This is a genomic window from Streptomyces sp. SID5643, from assembly GCF_009872555.1.
Taxonomy (GTDB): Bacteria; Actinomycetota; Actinomycetes; order Streptomycetales; family Streptomycetaceae; genus Streptomyces; species Streptomyces iakyrus.
On sequence record NZ_WWIC01000165.1, the window covers coordinates 17,822 to 34,788 of the forward strand.

Annotated in this window: 14 protein-coding genes; 8 read left to right on the forward strand and 6 right to left on the reverse strand. The window is 73.8% G+C overall.

What is annotated here, in order from left to right:
• Window positions 1–33: 33 nt before the first annotated feature.
• The gene (locus GTY56_RS19515) at window positions 34–2,427 is read left to right on the forward strand and encodes an HAD-IC family P-type ATPase (protein WP_161366636.1); all 2,394 of its coding nucleotides are present in this window, start codon (window positions 34–36) and stop codon (window positions 2,425–2,427) included.
• Between the two features lie 6 nt (window positions 2,428–2,433).
• On the opposite strand, the gene GTY56_RS19520 is transcribed toward GTY56_RS19515, so the two are convergent.
• The 3 genes from GTY56_RS19520 to GTY56_RS19530 all read right to left on the reverse strand — a co-directional run bounded on the left by GTY56_RS19520 (window position 2,434) and on the right by GTY56_RS19530 (window position 7,701).
• On the reverse strand, window positions 2,434–3,342 hold the full coding sequence (locus GTY56_RS19520; RefSeq protein ID WP_202510446.1) for a hypothetical protein: 909 nt from the start codon (window positions 3,340–3,342) through the stop codon (window positions 2,434–2,436).
• A gap of 184 nt (window positions 3,343–3,526) precedes the next feature.
• On the reverse strand, window positions 3,527–6,661 hold the full coding sequence (locus tag GTY56_RS19525; RefSeq protein ID WP_161366637.1) for a sacsin N-terminal ATP-binding-like domain-containing protein: 3,135 nt from the start codon (window positions 6,659–6,661) through the stop codon (window positions 3,527–3,529).
• Between the two features lie 113 nt (window positions 6,662–6,774).
• Entirely contained in the window at window positions 6,775–7,701 is a 927-nt protein-coding gene (locus GTY56_RS19530) for a DUF3027 domain-containing protein (protein ID WP_161366638.1), read from the reverse strand.
• A gap of 272 nt (window positions 7,702–7,973) precedes the next feature.
• Between GTY56_RS19530 and GTY56_RS19535 the strand changes: the two genes are divergently transcribed.
• From GTY56_RS19535 to GTY56_RS19550, 4 genes are all read left to right on the forward strand, one after another.
• On the forward strand, window positions 7,974–9,407 hold the full coding sequence (locus GTY56_RS19535) for an MFS transporter (protein ID WP_161366639.1): 1,434 nt from the start codon (window positions 7,974–7,976) through the stop codon (window positions 9,405–9,407).
• A 76-nt stretch (window positions 9,408–9,483) separates the two neighbouring features.
• On the forward strand, window positions 9,484–9,957 hold the full coding sequence (locus tag GTY56_RS19540; RefSeq protein ID WP_202510448.1) for a DUF2771 domain-containing protein: 474 nt from the start codon (window positions 9,484–9,486) through the stop codon (window positions 9,955–9,957).
• The gene (locus GTY56_RS19545) at window positions 9,927–10,637 is read left to right on the forward strand and encodes a futalosine hydrolase (RefSeq protein WP_161366687.1); all 711 of its coding nucleotides are present in this window, start codon (window positions 9,927–9,929) and stop codon (window positions 10,635–10,637) included. Before GTY56_RS19540 ends, GTY56_RS19545 begins: the two co-directional genes overlap by 31 nt.
• Window positions 10,627–11,475 (forward strand): 1,4-dihydroxy-6-naphtoate synthase, encoded by an 849-nt coding sequence (locus GTY56_RS19550; RefSeq protein ID WP_161366640.1) that lies wholly within the window; start codon window positions 10,627–10,629, stop codon window positions 11,473–11,475. Before GTY56_RS19545 ends, GTY56_RS19550 begins: the two co-directional genes overlap by 11 nt.
• Window positions 11,476–11,480: 5 nt before the next feature.
• On the opposite strand, the gene GTY56_RS41180 is transcribed toward GTY56_RS19550, so the two are convergent.
• Window positions 11,481–11,864, reverse strand: a complete 384-nt coding sequence (locus tag GTY56_RS41180) for a cold-shock protein (protein ID WP_033312231.1) — start codon at window positions 11,862–11,864, stop codon at window positions 11,481–11,483.
• A gap of 164 nt (window positions 11,865–12,028) precedes the next feature.
• Here GTY56_RS41180 and GTY56_RS19560 point away from each other — a divergent pair, with 164 nt between their 5' ends.
• Window positions 12,029–12,277, forward strand: a complete 249-nt coding sequence (locus GTY56_RS19560) for a hypothetical protein (RefSeq protein WP_033312232.1) — start codon at window positions 12,029–12,031, stop codon at window positions 12,275–12,277.
• On the opposite strand, the gene GTY56_RS19565 is transcribed toward GTY56_RS19560, so the two are convergent.
• Both GTY56_RS19565 and GTY56_RS19570 read right to left on the reverse strand, forming a co-directional pair.
• Entirely contained in the window at window positions 12,256–12,870 is a 615-nt protein-coding gene (locus GTY56_RS19565; protein WP_161366641.1) for an HAD family hydrolase, read from the reverse strand. The two genes, GTY56_RS19560 and GTY56_RS19565, sit on opposite strands and share 22 nt — an antisense overlap.
• Window positions 12,871–12,965: 95 nt before the next feature.
• Complete coding sequence (locus GTY56_RS19570; RefSeq protein ID WP_161366642.1) at window positions 12,966–13,955, reverse strand: hypothetical protein; 990 nt, start codon at window positions 13,953–13,955, stop codon at window positions 12,966–12,968.
• Between the two features lie 153 nt (window positions 13,956–14,108).
• Between GTY56_RS19570 and GTY56_RS19575 the strand changes: the two genes are divergently transcribed.
• Together GTY56_RS19575 and GTY56_RS41185 are read left to right on the forward strand one after the other, a co-directional pair.
• Window positions 14,109–16,649, forward strand: coding sequence for a helicase C-terminal domain-containing protein (locus GTY56_RS19575; RefSeq protein WP_161366643.1), 2,541 nt, complete (start codon window positions 14,109–14,111; stop codon window positions 16,647–16,649).
• Window positions 16,650–16,828: 179 nt separating this feature from the next.
• Window positions 16,829–16,960 carry a hypothetical protein gene (locus GTY56_RS41185; protein WP_257784341.1) on the forward strand — a complete coding sequence of 44 codons (132 nt, stop codon included), beginning with the start codon at window positions 16,829–16,831 and terminating at the stop codon, window positions 16,958–16,960.
• The last annotated feature ends 7 nt before the right edge of the window (window positions 16,961–16,967 follow it).

A 16,967-nucleotide genomic window follows, 5' to 3' on the forward strand; every position in this document is an offset into this window, starting at 1 on the left:
TGAAGCGGCAAATCCGCACGTACCGTCGAATGCATGACGCATCTCGACGCGGGTGCCCGGCCCGACTCCGCACGGCCGGCGACGGTCACCTCCCGCGAGACCGGCCTGACCGGTGCTCAGGTCGCCGAACGGGTGGAGCGCGGTCAGGTCAACGACGTGCCGGTGCGCAGCAGCCGGTCCACCGTCGACATCGTCCGTGCGAACGTCTTCACCCGCTTCAACGCGATCATCGGCGTGCTGTGGCTGATCATGCTGGTGGTCGCGCCGATCCAGGACAGCCTCTTCGGTTTCGTGATCCTCGCCAACACCGGCATCGGGATCGTCCAGGAGTGGCGGGCGAAGAAGACGCTGGACTCGCTCGCGCTGATCGGCGAGGTCAGGCCGACCGTGCGGCGCGACGGGGCCGCCGCGCAGGTCAGCACGTCCGAGATCGTGCTGGACGACCTGATCGAGATCGGGCCCGGGGACAAGGTCGTCGTCGACGGCGTCTGCGTCGAGGCCGACGGTCTCGAGATCGACGAGTCGCTGCTCACCGGCGAGGCCGACCCGGTCGTGAAGCAGCCGGGCGACCAGGTCATGTCGGGCAGCTTCGTGGTGGCGGGCGGCGGGGCCTTCCAGGCGACGAAGGTCGGCCGCGAGGCCTACGCCGCCCAGCTCGCCGAGGAGGCCTCGCGCTTCACCCTCGTCCAGTCCGAGCTGCGGTCGGGCATCTCCACCATCCTCAAGTACGTCACGTGGATGATGGTCCCGACCGCTGTCGGCCTGGTCGTCAGCCAGCTGTTCGTGAAGGAGAACGCCTTCGACGACTCCGTTGCCCGCACGGTCGGCGGCATCGTCCCGATGGTCCCCGAGGGGCTCGTCCTGCTCACCTCGGTCGCCTTCGCCATCGGCGTGATCCGCCTCGGCCGCAAGCAGTGCCTGGTGCAGGAGCTGCCGGCGATCGAGGGGCTGGCCCGGGTCGACACGGTCTGCCTCGACAAGACCGGCACCCTCACCGAGGGCGGCATGGACGTCACCGAGCTGCGGCCGCTCCAGGGCGCCGACGAGACGTACGTACGCCAGGTGCTCGGGGCGCTGGGCGCGTCGGACCCGAGGCCCAACGCCTCCCTGAAGGCGATCATCGACACCTACCCGGCCGTCGAGGACTGGCGCTGCACCGAGGCGCTGCCGTTCTCCTCGGCCCGCAAGTACAGCGGCGCCGTGTTCAGCGAGGGCGACGGGCAGGCCAGCCGATGGCTGCTGGGCGCGCCCGACGTGCTGCTGGCGGAGGACGATCCGGCCCTGGCCGAGACCGGGCGGCTGAACGAGCAGGGCCTGCGGGTGCTGCTGCTCGCCCGGGTCGCGCGGGGCCTGGACGATCCCGAGGTGACGCGGGGGGCGAAGCCCGTCGCCCTGGTCGTGCTGGAGCAGCGGCTGCGGCCGGACGCCGCGGACACGCTGCGCTACTTCGCCGACCAGAACGTCCGGGCCAAGGTCATCTCCGGTGACAACGCCGTGTCGGTCGGGGCGGTCGCCGCCAAGCTCGGGCTGTCGGGCAGCACCGTGGACGCGCGGCGGCTGCCCGCCGAGCGGGACGGGATGGCCGAGGCCCTCGATGGCGGGACGGTGTTCGGCCGGGTCACCCCGCAGCAGAAGCGGACCATGGTGGGCGCGTTGCAGTCCCGCGGGCACACGGTCGCGATGACCGGCGACGGGGTGAACGACGTCCTCGCCCTGAAGGACGCCGACATCGGCGTGGCGATGGGCTCCGGCTCGGAGGCGACCCGGGCGGTGGCGCAGATCGTCCTGCTGAACAACAGCTTCGCGACGCTGCCGTCGGTGGTCGCCGAGGGGCGCCGGGTCATCGGCAACATCACGCGGGTGGCGACCCTGTTCCTCGTCAAGACGGTCTACTCGGTGCTGCTGGCCGTCCTGGTGGTGTGCTCCCAGGTGGAGTACCCGTTCCTGCCGCGCCATCTGACCCTGCTGTCGACGCTGACCATCGGCATCCCGGCGTTCTTCCTGGCGCTCGCGCCCAACAAGGAGCGCGCGAAGCCGAACTTCGTCCGGCGGGTCATGCGGTACGCGATCCCGGGCGGGGTCGTGGCGGCGGTGGCGACCTTCGCGACGTATCTGATCGCCCGGGAGCACTACACGGGCGCGGAGGCGCTGGACGCGGAGACCAGCGCGGCGACGCTCACGCTGTTCCTGATCTCCCTGTGGGTGCTGGCGATCATCGCCCGGCCGTACACCTGGTGGCGGATCGCCCTGGTCGCCGCGATGGGCGGCGCGTTCCTGCTGGTGCTGGTGGTGCCGTGGCTCCAGGACTTCTTCGCCCTGAAGCTGGTCGGGATGACGATGCCGTGGACCGCGGTCGGCATCGCGGCGGTGGCGGCGGCCACCCTGGAACTCACCTGGAGGTGGGTGGACCGCCGCTTCCCGGCCTAGCCGGACTTACTGCACGTCGACGAAGTCGCCCGTGGCGTTGACCGCCGGGGTCGTGGTCGTGCCCGCGAAGGACCAGCGGAAGTAGCCGTCGCTCGACGCCGTGGTCGTGGTCTTCAGCTCACCCGTGCTGTTCGACTTGATGGTCTTCAGCGTGGTGTAGGTGTCGCTGCCCTTCTTGCGGAACTGAAGCTTCACCGACTGGTTGGTGTAGCCGTGGTACTTGTTGTCGTCCCAGTTGGCACGGGACAGCTTGCCGGTGACCGTGATGGTCTTGCCCTTCTTCACCGGCTCCGGCGAAGCGTTGACCGTCAGCTTGGAGTAACGCTGGAGCTTGAAGGAGTTCGTCGGGTCCTTCACCGCGACACCGACGTTGTCCAGGTTCGGGTTCTCCGGGTCCTCGCCGTTGAACGCGACCGCGAACGCGGCGGCCTTCCAGGAGCCGGCGTCCTCGTTCAGCAGCGCGAACGGGTCGATCTCGACGGTGGCCTTGCAGCTGGCGACGGTCGCGGAGGAGTCCGTGCAGGTCGCGTCGTTGCTGTCGAAGAAGAACACCGACTCCTCGAAGGAGGCACCGCGGTACAGCTCGACGCCCGCGAAGAAGTCCGCGGCGTGGATGTCCACTTCCTGACCGTGGGTCAGGGTGAAGGAGACGGGCACCTTGACCAGGTTGGTGGTGCCGACGGCGATGTTCTTGCCGTTGTTGACCTTCACGTTGGAGAAGGTCGCGTTCAGGGCGATCGCCTCGCCGTCCACGGCGCCGGCGAAGGCCGACCGGCCGGAGTCGGCGTGGAGGACCTCGCTCGCGGCGGCGATGTCCGCGGGAACCTTCGGCTCCGCGGCCTGCGCGGCCGGGACGGCGAGGGCGGAAAGGGCCAGGGCGCCGGTGACAGCGGCCACGGTGGCTCGGATACGCATGCGTTCTCCAGGTGGAGAGGGGCCCCGGTGCTCGTCGTCGGCTCTCGGGGCCCAAGTGATCGTGGAGTCTGTTGACTCACGTGATCAGATACCTGAGGGATGCGCTTGGTTGTACGACCGGTGAAATATTTGTGCGGGAGTTTTCACCACCGGCCGTCCGCCGGCCCTGGATCGGCCGAACGGCTCAGTCGAACCACCGGTCCCGCGCCAGCTCCTGCGTGCGGGACGGGTCCTCCAGCAGTGCCGCCACCTCGAACCGCCGCGGCCACTGCCCCGCCGCCCAGGCGAGTCCCGCGGCGACGCCCTCCAGGGTGGCCGCGTGCAGGACGCCGTCGCCGGCGAGGCGCCAGTCGATCTCCACGCCGTCGACGACGAGTTCCTCGTGCTCCACGTAGGAGGACGGGGTCCGCCGGCCGAGCAGCACCCGCACCGGCTCCGGGACGTCGTGCTCGGTGCCCTCGGAGGTGACCTCCCCGGTGACGGACTCGCTGAGCCGCCGCACCTGGAACAGTTCGGCCAGCTCGGCGGCGCGCGACGGCGGTACGGGCAGCAGCGGGACACCGGACGTGAACGGCAGCAGGTCGGGCGAGTCGCACACCACGGCGTCGGCCGCGTCGACGACCTCCACCCGGCCGTCGGTGACGGCCCGCAGGTCGTCCGGCAGGGTCACCTGCTCCGGGTCCAGCTCGGCCAGCGCCCCGTACAGGGCGTGCAGTTGAGCTCCCGTCACCTCCCGCTCGGGGTCGGCGAGCCGGTCGAGCAGTTCGGCGGCGCCGCCGGGCTCGTCCAGCAGCGCGGCGACGGAGGTGCGCACCCCCAGGGCCCGCAGCACCTGTTCGTCCTCGAACCCGGTCGCGTCGGCCTCGTCGTAGAGCCCGCGCAGCAGCGGGTCGCCGCCGGAAGCCCGCAGGCCGGCCGGGCGGCGGCCGTCGAGGACGGGGTTCCCGCGCAGCCACCACGCGGTGTACGGCCGGACGACCTCGTGCGTGCCGTCCGGCAGCAGGATCCGCACCGGCTGCACGACGGCGTCCCGCAGGGGCGGCCGGGACAGCAGCGTCAGGGCCTGCGCCCACTTGTCCTCGTCGACGAGGTCCAGGTCCCGGACAGCGATGATCTCGGTGGCGACCGGCGGCACCGGGCTGTCCGGGAAGCGGTCGAGGACGTCCTCGCACCACACGTCGACCGCGTCCAGCAGTCCCGCGTCGTCCGGCTCGGCGAAGTCGCCCTCGCGGGGCTCCAGTTCGTCCGGGTCGAGGACGACGTCGGTGGCGCGGACAACCGCGAAGTCCACCAGGACACCGCAGGCGGCCAGCGGCTGCTCGCCCCACTTCCCGGCCAGCTCCGCGTCCACGGAGGCGAGTTCACCCTCGCGCATGACCTGGGCGAACGGGCCGCCGGGAAAGACGAGTTCGCAGGCCGGGGCCGGTTCGCCGTCCTCGTCGGGCAGGGCGAGCGCGCCGAGCCAGGGCTCGTCACCGGGCTCCAGAGCGGCGTCCCGCACCAGGGCGAGCACGGTGTCGGCCAGTTCCTCGGCGTCCAGGGAGTCCTCCTCCCAGTTCACCCCGCCGTCGTCGTCCAGGGACGCGGCGACGGCGGCCCGGACCTGCGGGGTGGTGAGGACGGCCCGCGGGGTCGCGGGCAGGGCGCCGAGCTTCTCCAGCAGGGGGTGGACGGCGTCCGGGTGGGCGACCTTGAGGCCGAGCCGGGCCAGCACCTCGGGGTCGGTTCGGCCGGCCTCCGCGCCGGGCAGCAGGACCTGCCGGGGCCCGATGGTCGTCCTGCCGTCGGCCAGCGGGACCGGGAGCCCCGACAGGCGGTCCGGGTCGATCCCGGCCAGGCTGTCGTAGAGCCGCCGCCACCAGCCGGGGTCCTTCTCCAGTCCGGCCAGGCGGTCGATCGCGTCGGTCAGCGGGACGCGGGCGACGCCCAGGGAGCGCAGCTCGGCGCGGCGTTCCAGCCCGGCGGGCAGGAGGGTGGGCAGCACCTCGGCGAGCACCCGCACGGTGTCCGCGCCCGCGCCCTCGACGACCTCGGCGTCCCGCGGCCGCAGCGACTCGGGCACCTCGTCGCCGTCCTCCGCGTGGGGCTCGACGGCGGGCGGGAGAAACGCGGTGCGCGGCAGGCGCTCCAGGATCGCCTGCCGCAGGGCGCCGTCCAGTTCGCCCCTGCCGAGCGGGCCGGGCACGAGGTCGATGATCCCGGTGGTGACCGGCCGCCAGGCGCCGAGGAGTCCCGCGTAGGAGTCGGCCGCGCGCTGGACGAGGAAGTCGGTCAGCGGGCCGGGGGCGGCGTGCCGGCGGGTGGAGTCCAGCGGGAACGAGGCGATCAGCAGGGCCGGGACGCCGAGCGGTTCGTCGCTCGGGGTGGGGGCGTGCACGACCGCGCTGGTGCGGGGCCTGACCGGGCTGCCGTCGCTGTCTACGGGCACGGCCCAGGTGACGGCCCAGTGGGGCCGCAGCCGCTCCTCGACGGGCCGGTCGGCGAGGAGGTCGGGGGTGAGGGGGCCGTGGGCGGCGGCGGTGCGCCAGTGGGTGACGCCGTGGGCGGAGTCGTCGACGACGGTGAAGGCACCGTCGGTGCGGCGGGTGAGGGACCGCGGGCTCTCCCCGCCGATCTCGACGACGAGCTCTTCGAGTCCGGGGAGGGTGAGCAGCAGGGCGTCGTCGACGGCCCGCAGGAGCCGCTCGGCGAGATCGGCGGCGGCCGCGTCCCGCAGCGGCAGGATGACGGCGGTGTCGTACGGGGCGGGGGCGGTGCCCTCGGCGGCGTACGGCAGCCGCAGCAGGGGGACGTGGCCGTCGCGCCGCCGGACCTCGTCCCCGAGGCCGGGGCTGTGCCGGGCGGTCTCGGCGGCCAGTGCCCTGGCCTCGGCGAGCGACCACCGCACACCGCCGTGCCGGCCGACGACGGCGGGCTCGTCGGTGACGGAGAGCACGGCGGCGAAGCCGACACCGAACCGCCCCACGGAGGACGTGTCCCGCGTGTCCCGCTTGGCGGACGCCCGCAGCGTGGACAGCGACTCGACCCCGGCCGCGTCCAGCGGCGCGCCGGTGTTGGCGGCGACGAGCACCCCGTCGCGCAGGGTGAGCCGCAGCCGCCCCGGCACCCCGGCCCGGGCCGCGGCGTCGGCGGCGTTCTGGGCGAGTTCCACGACGAGCCGGTCGCGGTAGCCGCCGAGGACGAGGTCCTCCTCGGCGTTGGCGTCCTCACGGAACCGGGCGGGGCTGGTGGCCCAGGCGTCGAGGACACCGCGCCGCAGACGGGCGGTACCGAACGGATCGGCCCCCTCGGCGGCGGGCCGCACGAACTTGCTGCTCACGTTCCGTTCCTTCTCCTCGTGGACGTGAGGATGAAGGTACCGCCTGAGAAGCACCCTCCGTGCGCCTCCCCGGCCCGGACGACCGGGCCCCGGCCGGGCCGGGCCCCGGTGGGCTACGAGTGCCCGAGTTCCTCGGTGTCCTGGTCCGCCGTCGGGGTCACCGAGCCCGAGTCCGGGGAGGGGCGCAGGGGGAACGGGTCGACGCGGGTCTCGTCGATGACCGGGGCGGCCGGCTGGGGCGGGCGGGGCATGACGGCGGCCTCGGAGTGGCCGCCGCAGCCGTAGGCGAGGGAGACCAGGCGGCCGTCGGCCGGGGAGAACTCGTTGGCGCAGGCGCCGAAGGCCTGGCCGAGGGAGCCACCGATGGGGACGAGGAAGCCGCAGCTGACGCAGGCGGCGGGGGCCGACTGGGCCATGGGCGTCTTGGGGCCGAACGCCTCCTCCCAGCGGTCGGCCGCGGTGTGCAGGCCGTAGCGGGACAGGACGCGGGCCCGGCGCATGCCCAGTTCCTCGGCGACCGCCGGGATCGAGCCGCGGGAGGGGGCGACCGTGAAGCCGGACGGGGGGACCGCGGTGAGGTCCGCGTCCTCCGCCTCCACCAGGTCGGCCATCTCGTGCGACACGGGCGACTTGGGTGCCGGTTCGTCCTCGCCCGTGTAGCCCGGCTCCAGCCGCAGGTCCTCGGCGTCGGTGGGGAGCAGGTCGCCCGGCCCCATGTCGCCGGGACGCAGCCGCTCGCTCCACGGCACCCACTCGGGGGCCAGCACCGCGTCCGGGCCGGGCAGCAGGGCCGCCTCGTCCACCGTGACGATCTTCGCGCGGGACGCCCTGGCCACGGTCACGGCCCAGCGCCAGCCGCGGTAGCCGAGCTCCATGCACTGGAAGAAGTGGGTGACCACGCGGTCGCCCTCGGAGACCACGCCCACGTGTTCCCCGACGATTCCCGGCGCGGCGGCCTCCTCGGCTGCGGCGCGTGCGAGGTCGACGGCCTCGGCGCACAGGCGGTCAGGGGTGCGGCTTCGCGTTGTCGCTGCGCTCACAGGTATCGCTTCTCTCCATACGCCGTCTCACGAGTGCGCCACTCCCAGCGCGGGGGCGGACGGAGCGGACCGGGGGACCGCGTCGACATCCTTCATCCATTTTGCGGGATGGCTGAGATACGCACGCTACCCTTCCGCCCCACGTCGCGTACACCGACGGTCCTGTTGCGCCGTCCACCGGACCGCGAGCCGGCGCCCCGGACAGTCACCCCACAGGCCCTATACGAGCGGTAATGGCACTACCCAGAGCCTTATCGGGGCACTATGACGACGTGGCAGCCGCGAAGACACCCCCGGGCGCCACCGGGACCGGTGGGTCGAAAGGGGTCAAGGGAAGCAGCCGACCGAACGGAACGGGCCGTGTGGGCGGCTCCCTCCGGGCGGTCGGCCGTGCCCTGCACTTCCCCGTGACCGGCACCGCCCGCGGCATCCGCAAGGCGACCCACGCGCACGGCGCCGGCGAGTCCGGCCTCGGCAAGCTGATCGAACTGCACGGCGTGAACGGCGCCGGTGACGTCATGATCACCGTCGCCCTCGCCTCCACCGTCTTCTTCTCCGTGCCCACCGACGAGGCCCGCGGCCGCGTCGCCCTGTACCTCGCCATCACCATGGCGCCCTTCACCCTCCTCGCGCCCGTGGTCGGCCCCCTCCTCGACCGGGTCCCGCACGGCCGCCGCGCCGCGATGGCCGGCGCGATGCTGGCCCGGGCGCTGCTCGCGCTCGTCCTGTCCGGCGCGGTCGTCAGCGGCGGCCTGGAGCTGTACCCGGCCGCGCTCGGCGTCCTCGTCTCGTCGAAGGCGTACGGCGTGGTCAGAAGCGCCGTCGTGCCCCGGCTGCTGCCACCGCGCTTCTCCCTGGTGAAGGCCAACTCGCGCGTCACCCTCGGCGGTCTGCTCGCCACCGGCATCGCCGCACCCATCGGCGCCGGGCTCCAGCAGATCGGGCCGCGCTACCCCCTGTACGGCGCCTTCGTGCTGTTCGTCGCGGGGACGGTCCTGTCGTTCACGCTGCCGCCGAAGGTCGACTCCGCCAAGGGCGAGGACCGCGCCCTGCTGGCGGCGGACGAGCAGCACCTGCACGGCCCGCACCGGCAGCCGGTCAAGCGCCCCGGGCTGCGCACGGTCGGCCCGGCCGTCACCCACGCCCTGGCCGCCAACGCCGCCATCCGCTGCCTGACCGGGTTCCTGATCTTCTTCCTGGCCTTCCTGCTGCGCGAGCACCCGGTCTCCGGCCAGAGCGCCGCGGTGTCGCTGGGGATAGTGGCCGTCTCGGCGGGCGTGGGCAACGCGCTCGGCACGGCCGTCGGGGCGTGGCTGCGCTCCCGGGCGCCGGAGATCATCATCGTGACCGTCGTGGCGTGCGTCGCGGGCGCGGCGATCACGGCCGCGGTGTTCTTCAGCGCGGTCCTGGTGGCCGCGCTGGCCGCCGTCGCCGGGTTCGCCCAGGCCCTGGCCAAGCTCTCCCTGGACGCGCTGATCCAGCGTGACGTGCCCGAACCGGTCCGGACGTCGGCCTTCGCGCGCTCCGAGACGCTGCTGCAGATGTCCTGGGTGCTGGGCGGGGCGGTCGGCATCGTGATGCCGCTGAACGGCACGGCCGGGCTGGCGGTGGGCGCCGCGATCGTCGGCACCGGGTGGCTGACGACCGTCCGGGGGCTGCTCGGCTCGGCCCGGCGCGGGGGCACGGGGCGGGCCCGCGTGGCGTAGGGCCCTTCTGATGGATCTGTGAGGCTGCCGTACCCCGCGTGGGCGGTGCGACCCGCGGGCCCGATAGCCTTCGCCCATGAACACGTTGCAATCCGTTGTGCGACGCCGCCGCGCCGTCGCCGTCGCCGGCGTCGTATCCGCCGGACTGCTCGTCCTGTCGGCCTGTGACAAGCCGACGCCGATGGCCACGGTCACCGTGGGCAGCGACTCGGTGAACTCCGAGGCCACCTGTGGCGGCGAGGGCGGAACCCTCAAGCAGTCCGACCTCGCCGGGTGCCTGAAGGACAAGGGCATCAAGAGCATCTCCGTCGACCCCGACGAGACCGTGCGCTTCGGTGTCGACCCCGAGATCGCCGACAAGGGCTGGACGATCCTGATGAACGGTCAGCCGCTGACCGACTCCAGCACGAAGACCTACCGCACGATCCCGGGCAGCGTGTTCTTCAACGCCCAGTACGGCGCGCAGGGCAACTCGACGCTCGTCTCCATCAAGGAGGGCGACAAGGACGCGTCGGGCCTCTGGAACTTCAAGCTCAAGAAGGACGCCTGATCGCTGCCGCTGGGCTCGGCCGGGTGCTGGTCGCCTCCGCCGTTCCCGTGGAGCGGGACGCGGTGGCCAGGGCCTGCCCCGGTGACACCGGCATCGAGGTGATCGCCGTCGGTGTCGGGCCCGCTCTCGCGGCTGCCTCCACCGCCTCCGCGCTCACCGCCGCCGCCCTGCGGGGCGAGCCCTACGGTCTCGTCGTGTCCGCCGGGATCGGGGGCGGGTTCCAGCCCGAGGCGCCGGTGGGGTCGCTCGTCGTCGCCGACGGGATCGTCGCCGCCGATCTGGGCGCGGAGACCGAGGACGGTTTCGTGCCGGTCACCGAGCTCGGTTTCGGCACCGTCAGGCACCATCCGCCCGCGGATCTCGTACGGCGGGCCGCCGACGCCACCGGGGCCCTGACCGGGGCCGTGCTCACGGTGTCGACCGTCACCGGAACGGCCGCCCGGGCCGCCGCGCTGCGGGAGCGGCACCCCACCGCCCTCGCCGAGGCCATGGAGGGCTTCGGGGTGGCCGAGGCCGCCGCCGCGCAGGGGGTGCCCGTGCTGGAGATCCGGGCGATCTCCAATCCCGTCGGGCCGAGGGACCGCGCCGCCTGGCGCATCCCGGAGGCCCTGGCAGCCTTGACCGACGGGTTCGGGAAGCTCACGCCCGTCCTGGAGAGTTGGAACCGGCATGACAGTTGAGCAGCTGCAGATCGCCTACTCGCCCTGCCCGAACGACACGTTCGTCTTCGACGCCCTGGCCCATGACCGCGTGCCGGGTGCCCCCGCCCTCGACGTGACCTTCGCCGACATCGACGTCACCAACGGCATGGCCGAGCGCGGCGAGTTCGACGTGCTGAAGGTGTCCTACGCGGTGCTGCCCTACGTCCTCGACGACTACGCCCTGCTGCCCTGCGGGGGCGCGCTGGGGCGGGGCTGCGGGCCGCTGGTGCTGACGCGGGAGGCGGGCACCGAGCTCGCCGGCCGGACCGTCGCGGTGCCGAGCGAGAAGTCGACCGCCTACCTGCTGTTCCGGCTGTGGGCCGCGGACACCGTGGCCGACGGAGTGGGCGAGATCGTCGTGATGCCGTTCCACGAGATCATGCCGGCCGTGCGGGACGGCAAGGTCGACGCGGGTCTCGTCATCCACGAGGCGCGCTTCACGTACCGCACCTACGGGCTGCACAAGCTCGCCGACATGGGCGAGCACTGGGAGAACACCACCGGGCTGCCGATCCCGCTGGGCGCGATCATCGCCAAGCGGTCGCTGGGCGAGCAGAAGCTGCGGCTGCTCGCCGACTCCGTCCGCACGTCCGTGCGCGCCGCCTGGGACGACCCCGAGGTGTCCCGCCCGTACGTCATGGAACACGCCCAGGAGATGGACCCGGCCGTCGCCGACCAGCACATCGGACTGTACGTCAACGAGTTCACCGCCGACCTCGGCGAGGACGGCTACGCGGCCGTGCGTGGGCTGCTCACCCGCGCGGCGGCCGAAGGGCTCGTACCGCCCCTCGGCCCGGACGCGCTGCGTTTCCCCTGAAGGTTTCAGACGTCCAGCTGGTCGGCGACCGCGCGCAGCAGGCCCGCGATCTTCTTGCCGGCGGTCTTCTCGGGGTAGCGGCCCCGCTCCAGCATGGGCGTGATGTTCTCCAGGAGCGTCGTCAGGTCCTGGACGATCGAGGCCAGCTCGTCGGGCTTCTTGCGGGTCGCGGCGGCGACGGACGGGGTCGGGTCCAGGATCGCCAGGGACAGTGCCTGGTCGCCGCGCTGTCCGGCGACGACGCCGAACTCCACGCGCTGACCGGGCTTGAGCGTGTCGACTCCGGCGGGCAGGACGGAGGAATGGACGAAGACGTCACCGCCGTCGTCGCGGGAGAGAAAGCCGAAGCCCTTCTCGCTGTTGAACCACTTGACCTTGCCGGTAGGCACGTCTGTCCTCGTCCTCGTACTCGTCGGAAAACTGCTTCTGGAAACGGCTCTTGATAGCACTCGGGCGGGTCGTACAGACCCGCCGGTACCCAGGCTAATGCTCTTGCAGCCGGTGACAAGACGTCACCCGGTTGTTCCTTCGCGCTGGGAACTACCCTGGTCGGGTGCGTGACAAAACCCAAACGAATTCCGCCGCTCCCGGTGACCGCCTGGTCCGTGCCGGAGCCGTCGTCTTCTTCATCGGTGCCCTGGCCACACTGGTCACGGTCGCCCCGTTGTTCCTCGGGACGTCGCCCTTTCCGACGTACATGTTCGGATTGAGCATGCTCATGGCGGTCGGATTCCTGATGGCCGGCGCGGGGGTGCTGCGTTCCGTCGCGGCGGGCCGTCGTCAGGCGCGCGCGGGACGGTAGTCCGAAAGCCACCGCGGGAATTCGGTCAGGTCGGTGAGAACCACGTCCGCGCCCGCCGCGCGCAGTTCCGCCGCGGAGCAGGGACCGGTCGCCACCGCGACCGCGAGCGCCCCGGCGGTCCGGGCGCCGCGCACGTCCCCGACGTGGTCGCCGACGTAGACGCCCGCGTCGTGCTCGCGCAGCGCCTGTGCCTTCTGCTCGGCCCACAGGTCGCCGATGACCGCGTCGGGCTCGATGCGCAGGTGGGCGAGGTGCAGTTTGGCGTTGGGCTCGTACTTGGCGGTGACGACTATCGCGCGTCCGCCGGCCTCCCGTACGGCCGCGATGGCCTCGCGGGCGCCGGTCATCGCCGGGGTCGCGGTGATGGCGATGGCGGGGTACATCGCCCGGTACAGGTCGGCGACGGCCGCGACCTCCTCGGCCGGGAACCAGTTGACCAGCTCCTCCGCCAGCGGCGGCCCGAGCCGCGTCACGGCCAGGTCGGCGTCGATGTAGGTCCCCGTCCGCTCGGACAGCGCCTGGTAGCAGGCGCGGATGCCGGGCCGGGAGTCGATGAGGGTCATGTCGAGGTCGAAGCCGACGGTGAGTGCCATATGGGCCATTGTGCCCAGGCGGTGTGAACGGCAGATGTCCGCGTCCGGCGGTGGCGGGCCAGCGCGAGCGCTGCGAAACCGCACCAGGAACAGGTCTAGCGCGAGCGCTGTGAACGCCACACCAGGAACAGGGCCGACGCCACCGCCGCGCCCCGCACCACCCAGGGCCAGGTCTGGGCCACCGCGGCGTTCATGTGCCCCTCGGCGATCGGATCGCCCCAGCGGCCGTTCATCCGGCCCCACAGCCACACCAGGCCCCCGGCCACCGAGAGGCCCGGCAGGATCACGACCGCCCACTTCGTCTCGGCCTGGGTCAGGCGGCGGGACGCGTAGGCCATGAGCCAGCCGAGCAGGAGGACGAACCAGTTGCCGAGCACGGCACCGGCGACGAGCAGGCCCGCGGCGACCAGGAGGAGCGGGTTGCTCCAGTTCCCGGCGGACAGGCGCGGGAGACGGCGGCGGCCCCCCGTGCCGGCCACCTCCACAGCCTCGACGACCGGCTCCGCTTCCTCGGCGTCCGGCTTCTCCTTCACCGCCTTCCGCGGCGCCGGGGGCTTCAGCAGTTCCGGCAGCTCCACGCCTCCCACGAAGCCCGGCACCTCGTCGCCCACGCCGAAGGGGCTGCTGTCCACCCGCCACCAGTCCGGCTGGAGCGTACTGTCGCCCAGCTCGTGCCCGGCGGCCAGATGCGGCGGGGCCGCGCCGTCGGAGGGCGCGGGCTGCGGCTCCTCGGCGGACCGTGCCGGGCGGGGGCGCGGTACGACGCGCCGCATGACGCCCTTGGCCCGCTCCTGTGGGTCGGCCTCGCGCTGCACGGGCACGGAGGCGGGAGCGGCGCCGTGCGGCTCACCGCCGGTGCCGCCCGCCGCTGCGGTCACGATGTCGTCGGGGCTGCCCAGCCGGGACAGGATGCGGCGGACGGCGGCGGGCGAGTCGACGGTGGCCTTCGCACGGCGTCTGTCGATCTCGTTGCGCAGGTCCGCGACCAGTCGCATACGGGTCGCCGACGACAACTGCCGCTGCTGGGCCACGTCGCCGACGCGGCTCAGATACTCGTAAACGACCTGGTCGCTCTCAATCCCCACGAAGTCCCCTCCGGGGCGGGTGCGTTGCGTGACGCCGTCGGACGACGGTACCGCGAGGACCGGCGGGGCGGCCAAAAGCCCGTCCCGCGTTCGGGGGGCGAGGCCGCTCACAGTCGGCCCGGCCGCCGTGGACGACCCGCTACCGTGGACCGGATGAGCACCGAGGACAGGCCCCCGGCCCCCCGCTCCCTCGCGGAAGCGCTCCGCGCGCGGGGCGACGCCGCGCTGGGCACGCTCCTGCGCAGCCGCCCGGATCTCATCACGCCCGTCCCCACCGACCTCACCCAGCTCGCGACCCGCGCCGGCACCCGCGCCTCGGTCGTGCGGGCCCTGGAGCGGCTGGACCGGTTCGCGTTGCAGACGGCGGAGGCGCTGGCCGTGGCGGCGGACCCGGCGCCCTACGGCGAACTGCTCGGGCTCATGGCCGGGGACGACCCCGACCCGGCCGTGGTCGCCGCCCTGCCGCACGCCGTCGGCCTGCTGCGCGAGCAGGCCCTGGTGTGGGGCGACGACGACCGGCTGCGGCTGGTCCGCACGGCGCGTGAGCTGCTGGCCCCCTCGCCGCAGCACCCCTCGCCGACCGGGCTCGGGCCGACGGTCCAGGAGGCCACCGCCGGGATGTCACCGGGCCGGATCCAGGAGATCGTCACGGCCGCCGGGCTGGCCTCGACGCACGACTCGGTCTCCGCGGTGACCGCCCTGGCCGGGCTGTTCACGGACCGGGCCCGGATGGCCGCGCTGCTCGCCGACGCGCCGGCCGACTCCGTCGAGGTGCTGGACCGTCTCGTGTGGGGGCCGCCGTACGGGCAGGTCACGCACGATCCGGCGCCCCGGCTGCGCTGGTTGCTGGACCGCGGACTGCTGCTGCCGACGGCGCCCGGGACGGTCGTCCTGCCGCGCGAGGTCGCCCTGCACCTGCGGCGGGGCCTGGCGCACCGGGCGCCCGAGCCCGTGCCGCCGGTCGTGGAGGCGGCCGCCGTCCACCGTCCACAGGTTGTGGACAGCGCCGCGGCCGGGCAGGCGCACACCGCGCTCGCGACCGTCGAGGAGCTGTTGAAGGACTGGGACGAGGGCGGGCCTGCGGTGCTGCGGGCCGGCGGGCTGAGCGTGCGGGACCTGAAGCGGACGGCGGTCGCCCTGGACGTGCCCGAGCCGGCCGCCGCCTTCTGGGTGGAGCTGGCGTACGCGGCGGGCCTGATCGCCTCGGACGGCGAGGCCGACGAGCGGTTCGCGGCGACCCCGGCGTACGACGAGTGGCGGGAGCAGCCGCCCGCCGAGCGCTGGTCGCGGCTGGTCACGGCCTGGCTCGCGGCGACCCGCACGGCCGGTCTGGTGGGCGGGCGGGACGCCAAGGACCGTACGTTGTCGGCGCTCGGTCCGGGCCTGGACCGCTCGGCGGCGCCCGAGGTACGGCACCGGGTGCTGGCGCTGCTGGCCGAGCTGCCGGAGGGCGCCGCTCCGGCCGCCGGGACGGTGCTGGCCCGGCTGCGCTGGGAGCGGCCCCTGCGCGGCGACCGGCGCGAGGACGACCCGCGCGGCCGGCTCGCCGAGTGGGCCCTGTCCGAGGCGGAGCAGCTGGGCGTCACGGGCCGGGGCGCACTGTCGGCCCAGGGCCGGGCGCTGCTGGGCGCGCCCCCGGCTCCCGCGCCGGGCCCCGAGGGGGAGCCCTCCGGCCCGGGGGACAAGCTGCCCGTCCACCACCATCACCGCCCCGCCCCGCTCGCTCCCCTCTCCCCCGCCGAGCAGGCCGTCGCCTCGGCCGCCGCGGCCCGGCTGCTCGCGCCGCTGCTGCCCGAGCCGCTGGACCACGTGCTGCTCCAGGCCGACCTGACGGCCGTGGCGCCCGGTCCCCTGCAACGACCGCTCGCGGACATGCTGGGGGTGCTGGCGGACGTCGAGTCCAAGGGCGGGGCGACCGTCTACCGGTTCACGCCCGGCTCGGTGCGGCGGGCGCTGGACGCCGGGCAGACCGCCTCCGACCTGCACGCCTTCCTCGCCGCGCACTCCCGCACGCCGGTGCCTCAGCCGCTGGCCTACCTGATCGACGACGTGGCCCGCCGGCACGGGCACCTCCGGGTCGGCGCGGCGTCGGCGTACGTGCGCTGCGACGACGACGCGGTGCTCAGCGAGATCCTCGCCGACAAGCGGGCCGCCGGACTCGGGCTGCGCCGGCTCGCGCCCACCGTGCTGGCCGCGCAGGCCGACCCGGCGGGGCTGCTGGACGGCCTGCGGGCGATGGGGTTCGCGCCGGCCGCCGAGTCCGCCGAGGGCGATGTGCTGATCACCCGCGCCCTGGCCCACCGCACCCCGCCCCGCGCCGCGCCCGAGCCGGTCCCGGACGGCCCGCCGGTCCCCGACGACACCCTCCTGGCGGCGGCGCTGCGCGCCATCCGGGCCGGCGACCTCGCCTCCACCACCCCGCGCAAGCCCGGCTCGGCCCCGGCGGGCAACGGCGAGCTGCCCCGCACCGGCGCCGCCGAGACCCTGGCGACCATGCAGGCCGCCGTCCTCACCGGCGAGGCCCTGTGGATCGGCTACGTCAACGCCGAGGGGTCCGCCAGTCAGCGGGTCATCGCGCCGGTCCGGGTCGAGGGCGGTTTCGTCACGGCGTACGACCACACCGCGGACGAGGTCCGCACGTATCCGCTGCACCGGATCACCGGGGTCGCGGAGCTCGCCGACGACGCGGGCTGACGGGGCCCGCCGGGGGGCGGTGGCCCGCGTCACCCGTTCGGGTGCAGGCGGGCGTTCATGCACGCCACGCCGGGGATGTCCCACGCTCGGGCTACCTTCCCGGGCGGGCCGCATCACGCCGGGTGCGCGGGGGCAGCCACCGGGTGTCCTGTGAGCTTCGCCGAAAGGAAGTCCCCCGCATGCGCGTTGTCCGTCGTGTCGCCGCCGTCCTCGCCACCGCCGCCCTGATGACGTTCGGGGGGCTCGCCACCCCGGCCTCCGCGGTGAGCATCGATGTCGCCGGCCTCGTCCTGGAGACACCGCAGATCTGATCCCCTG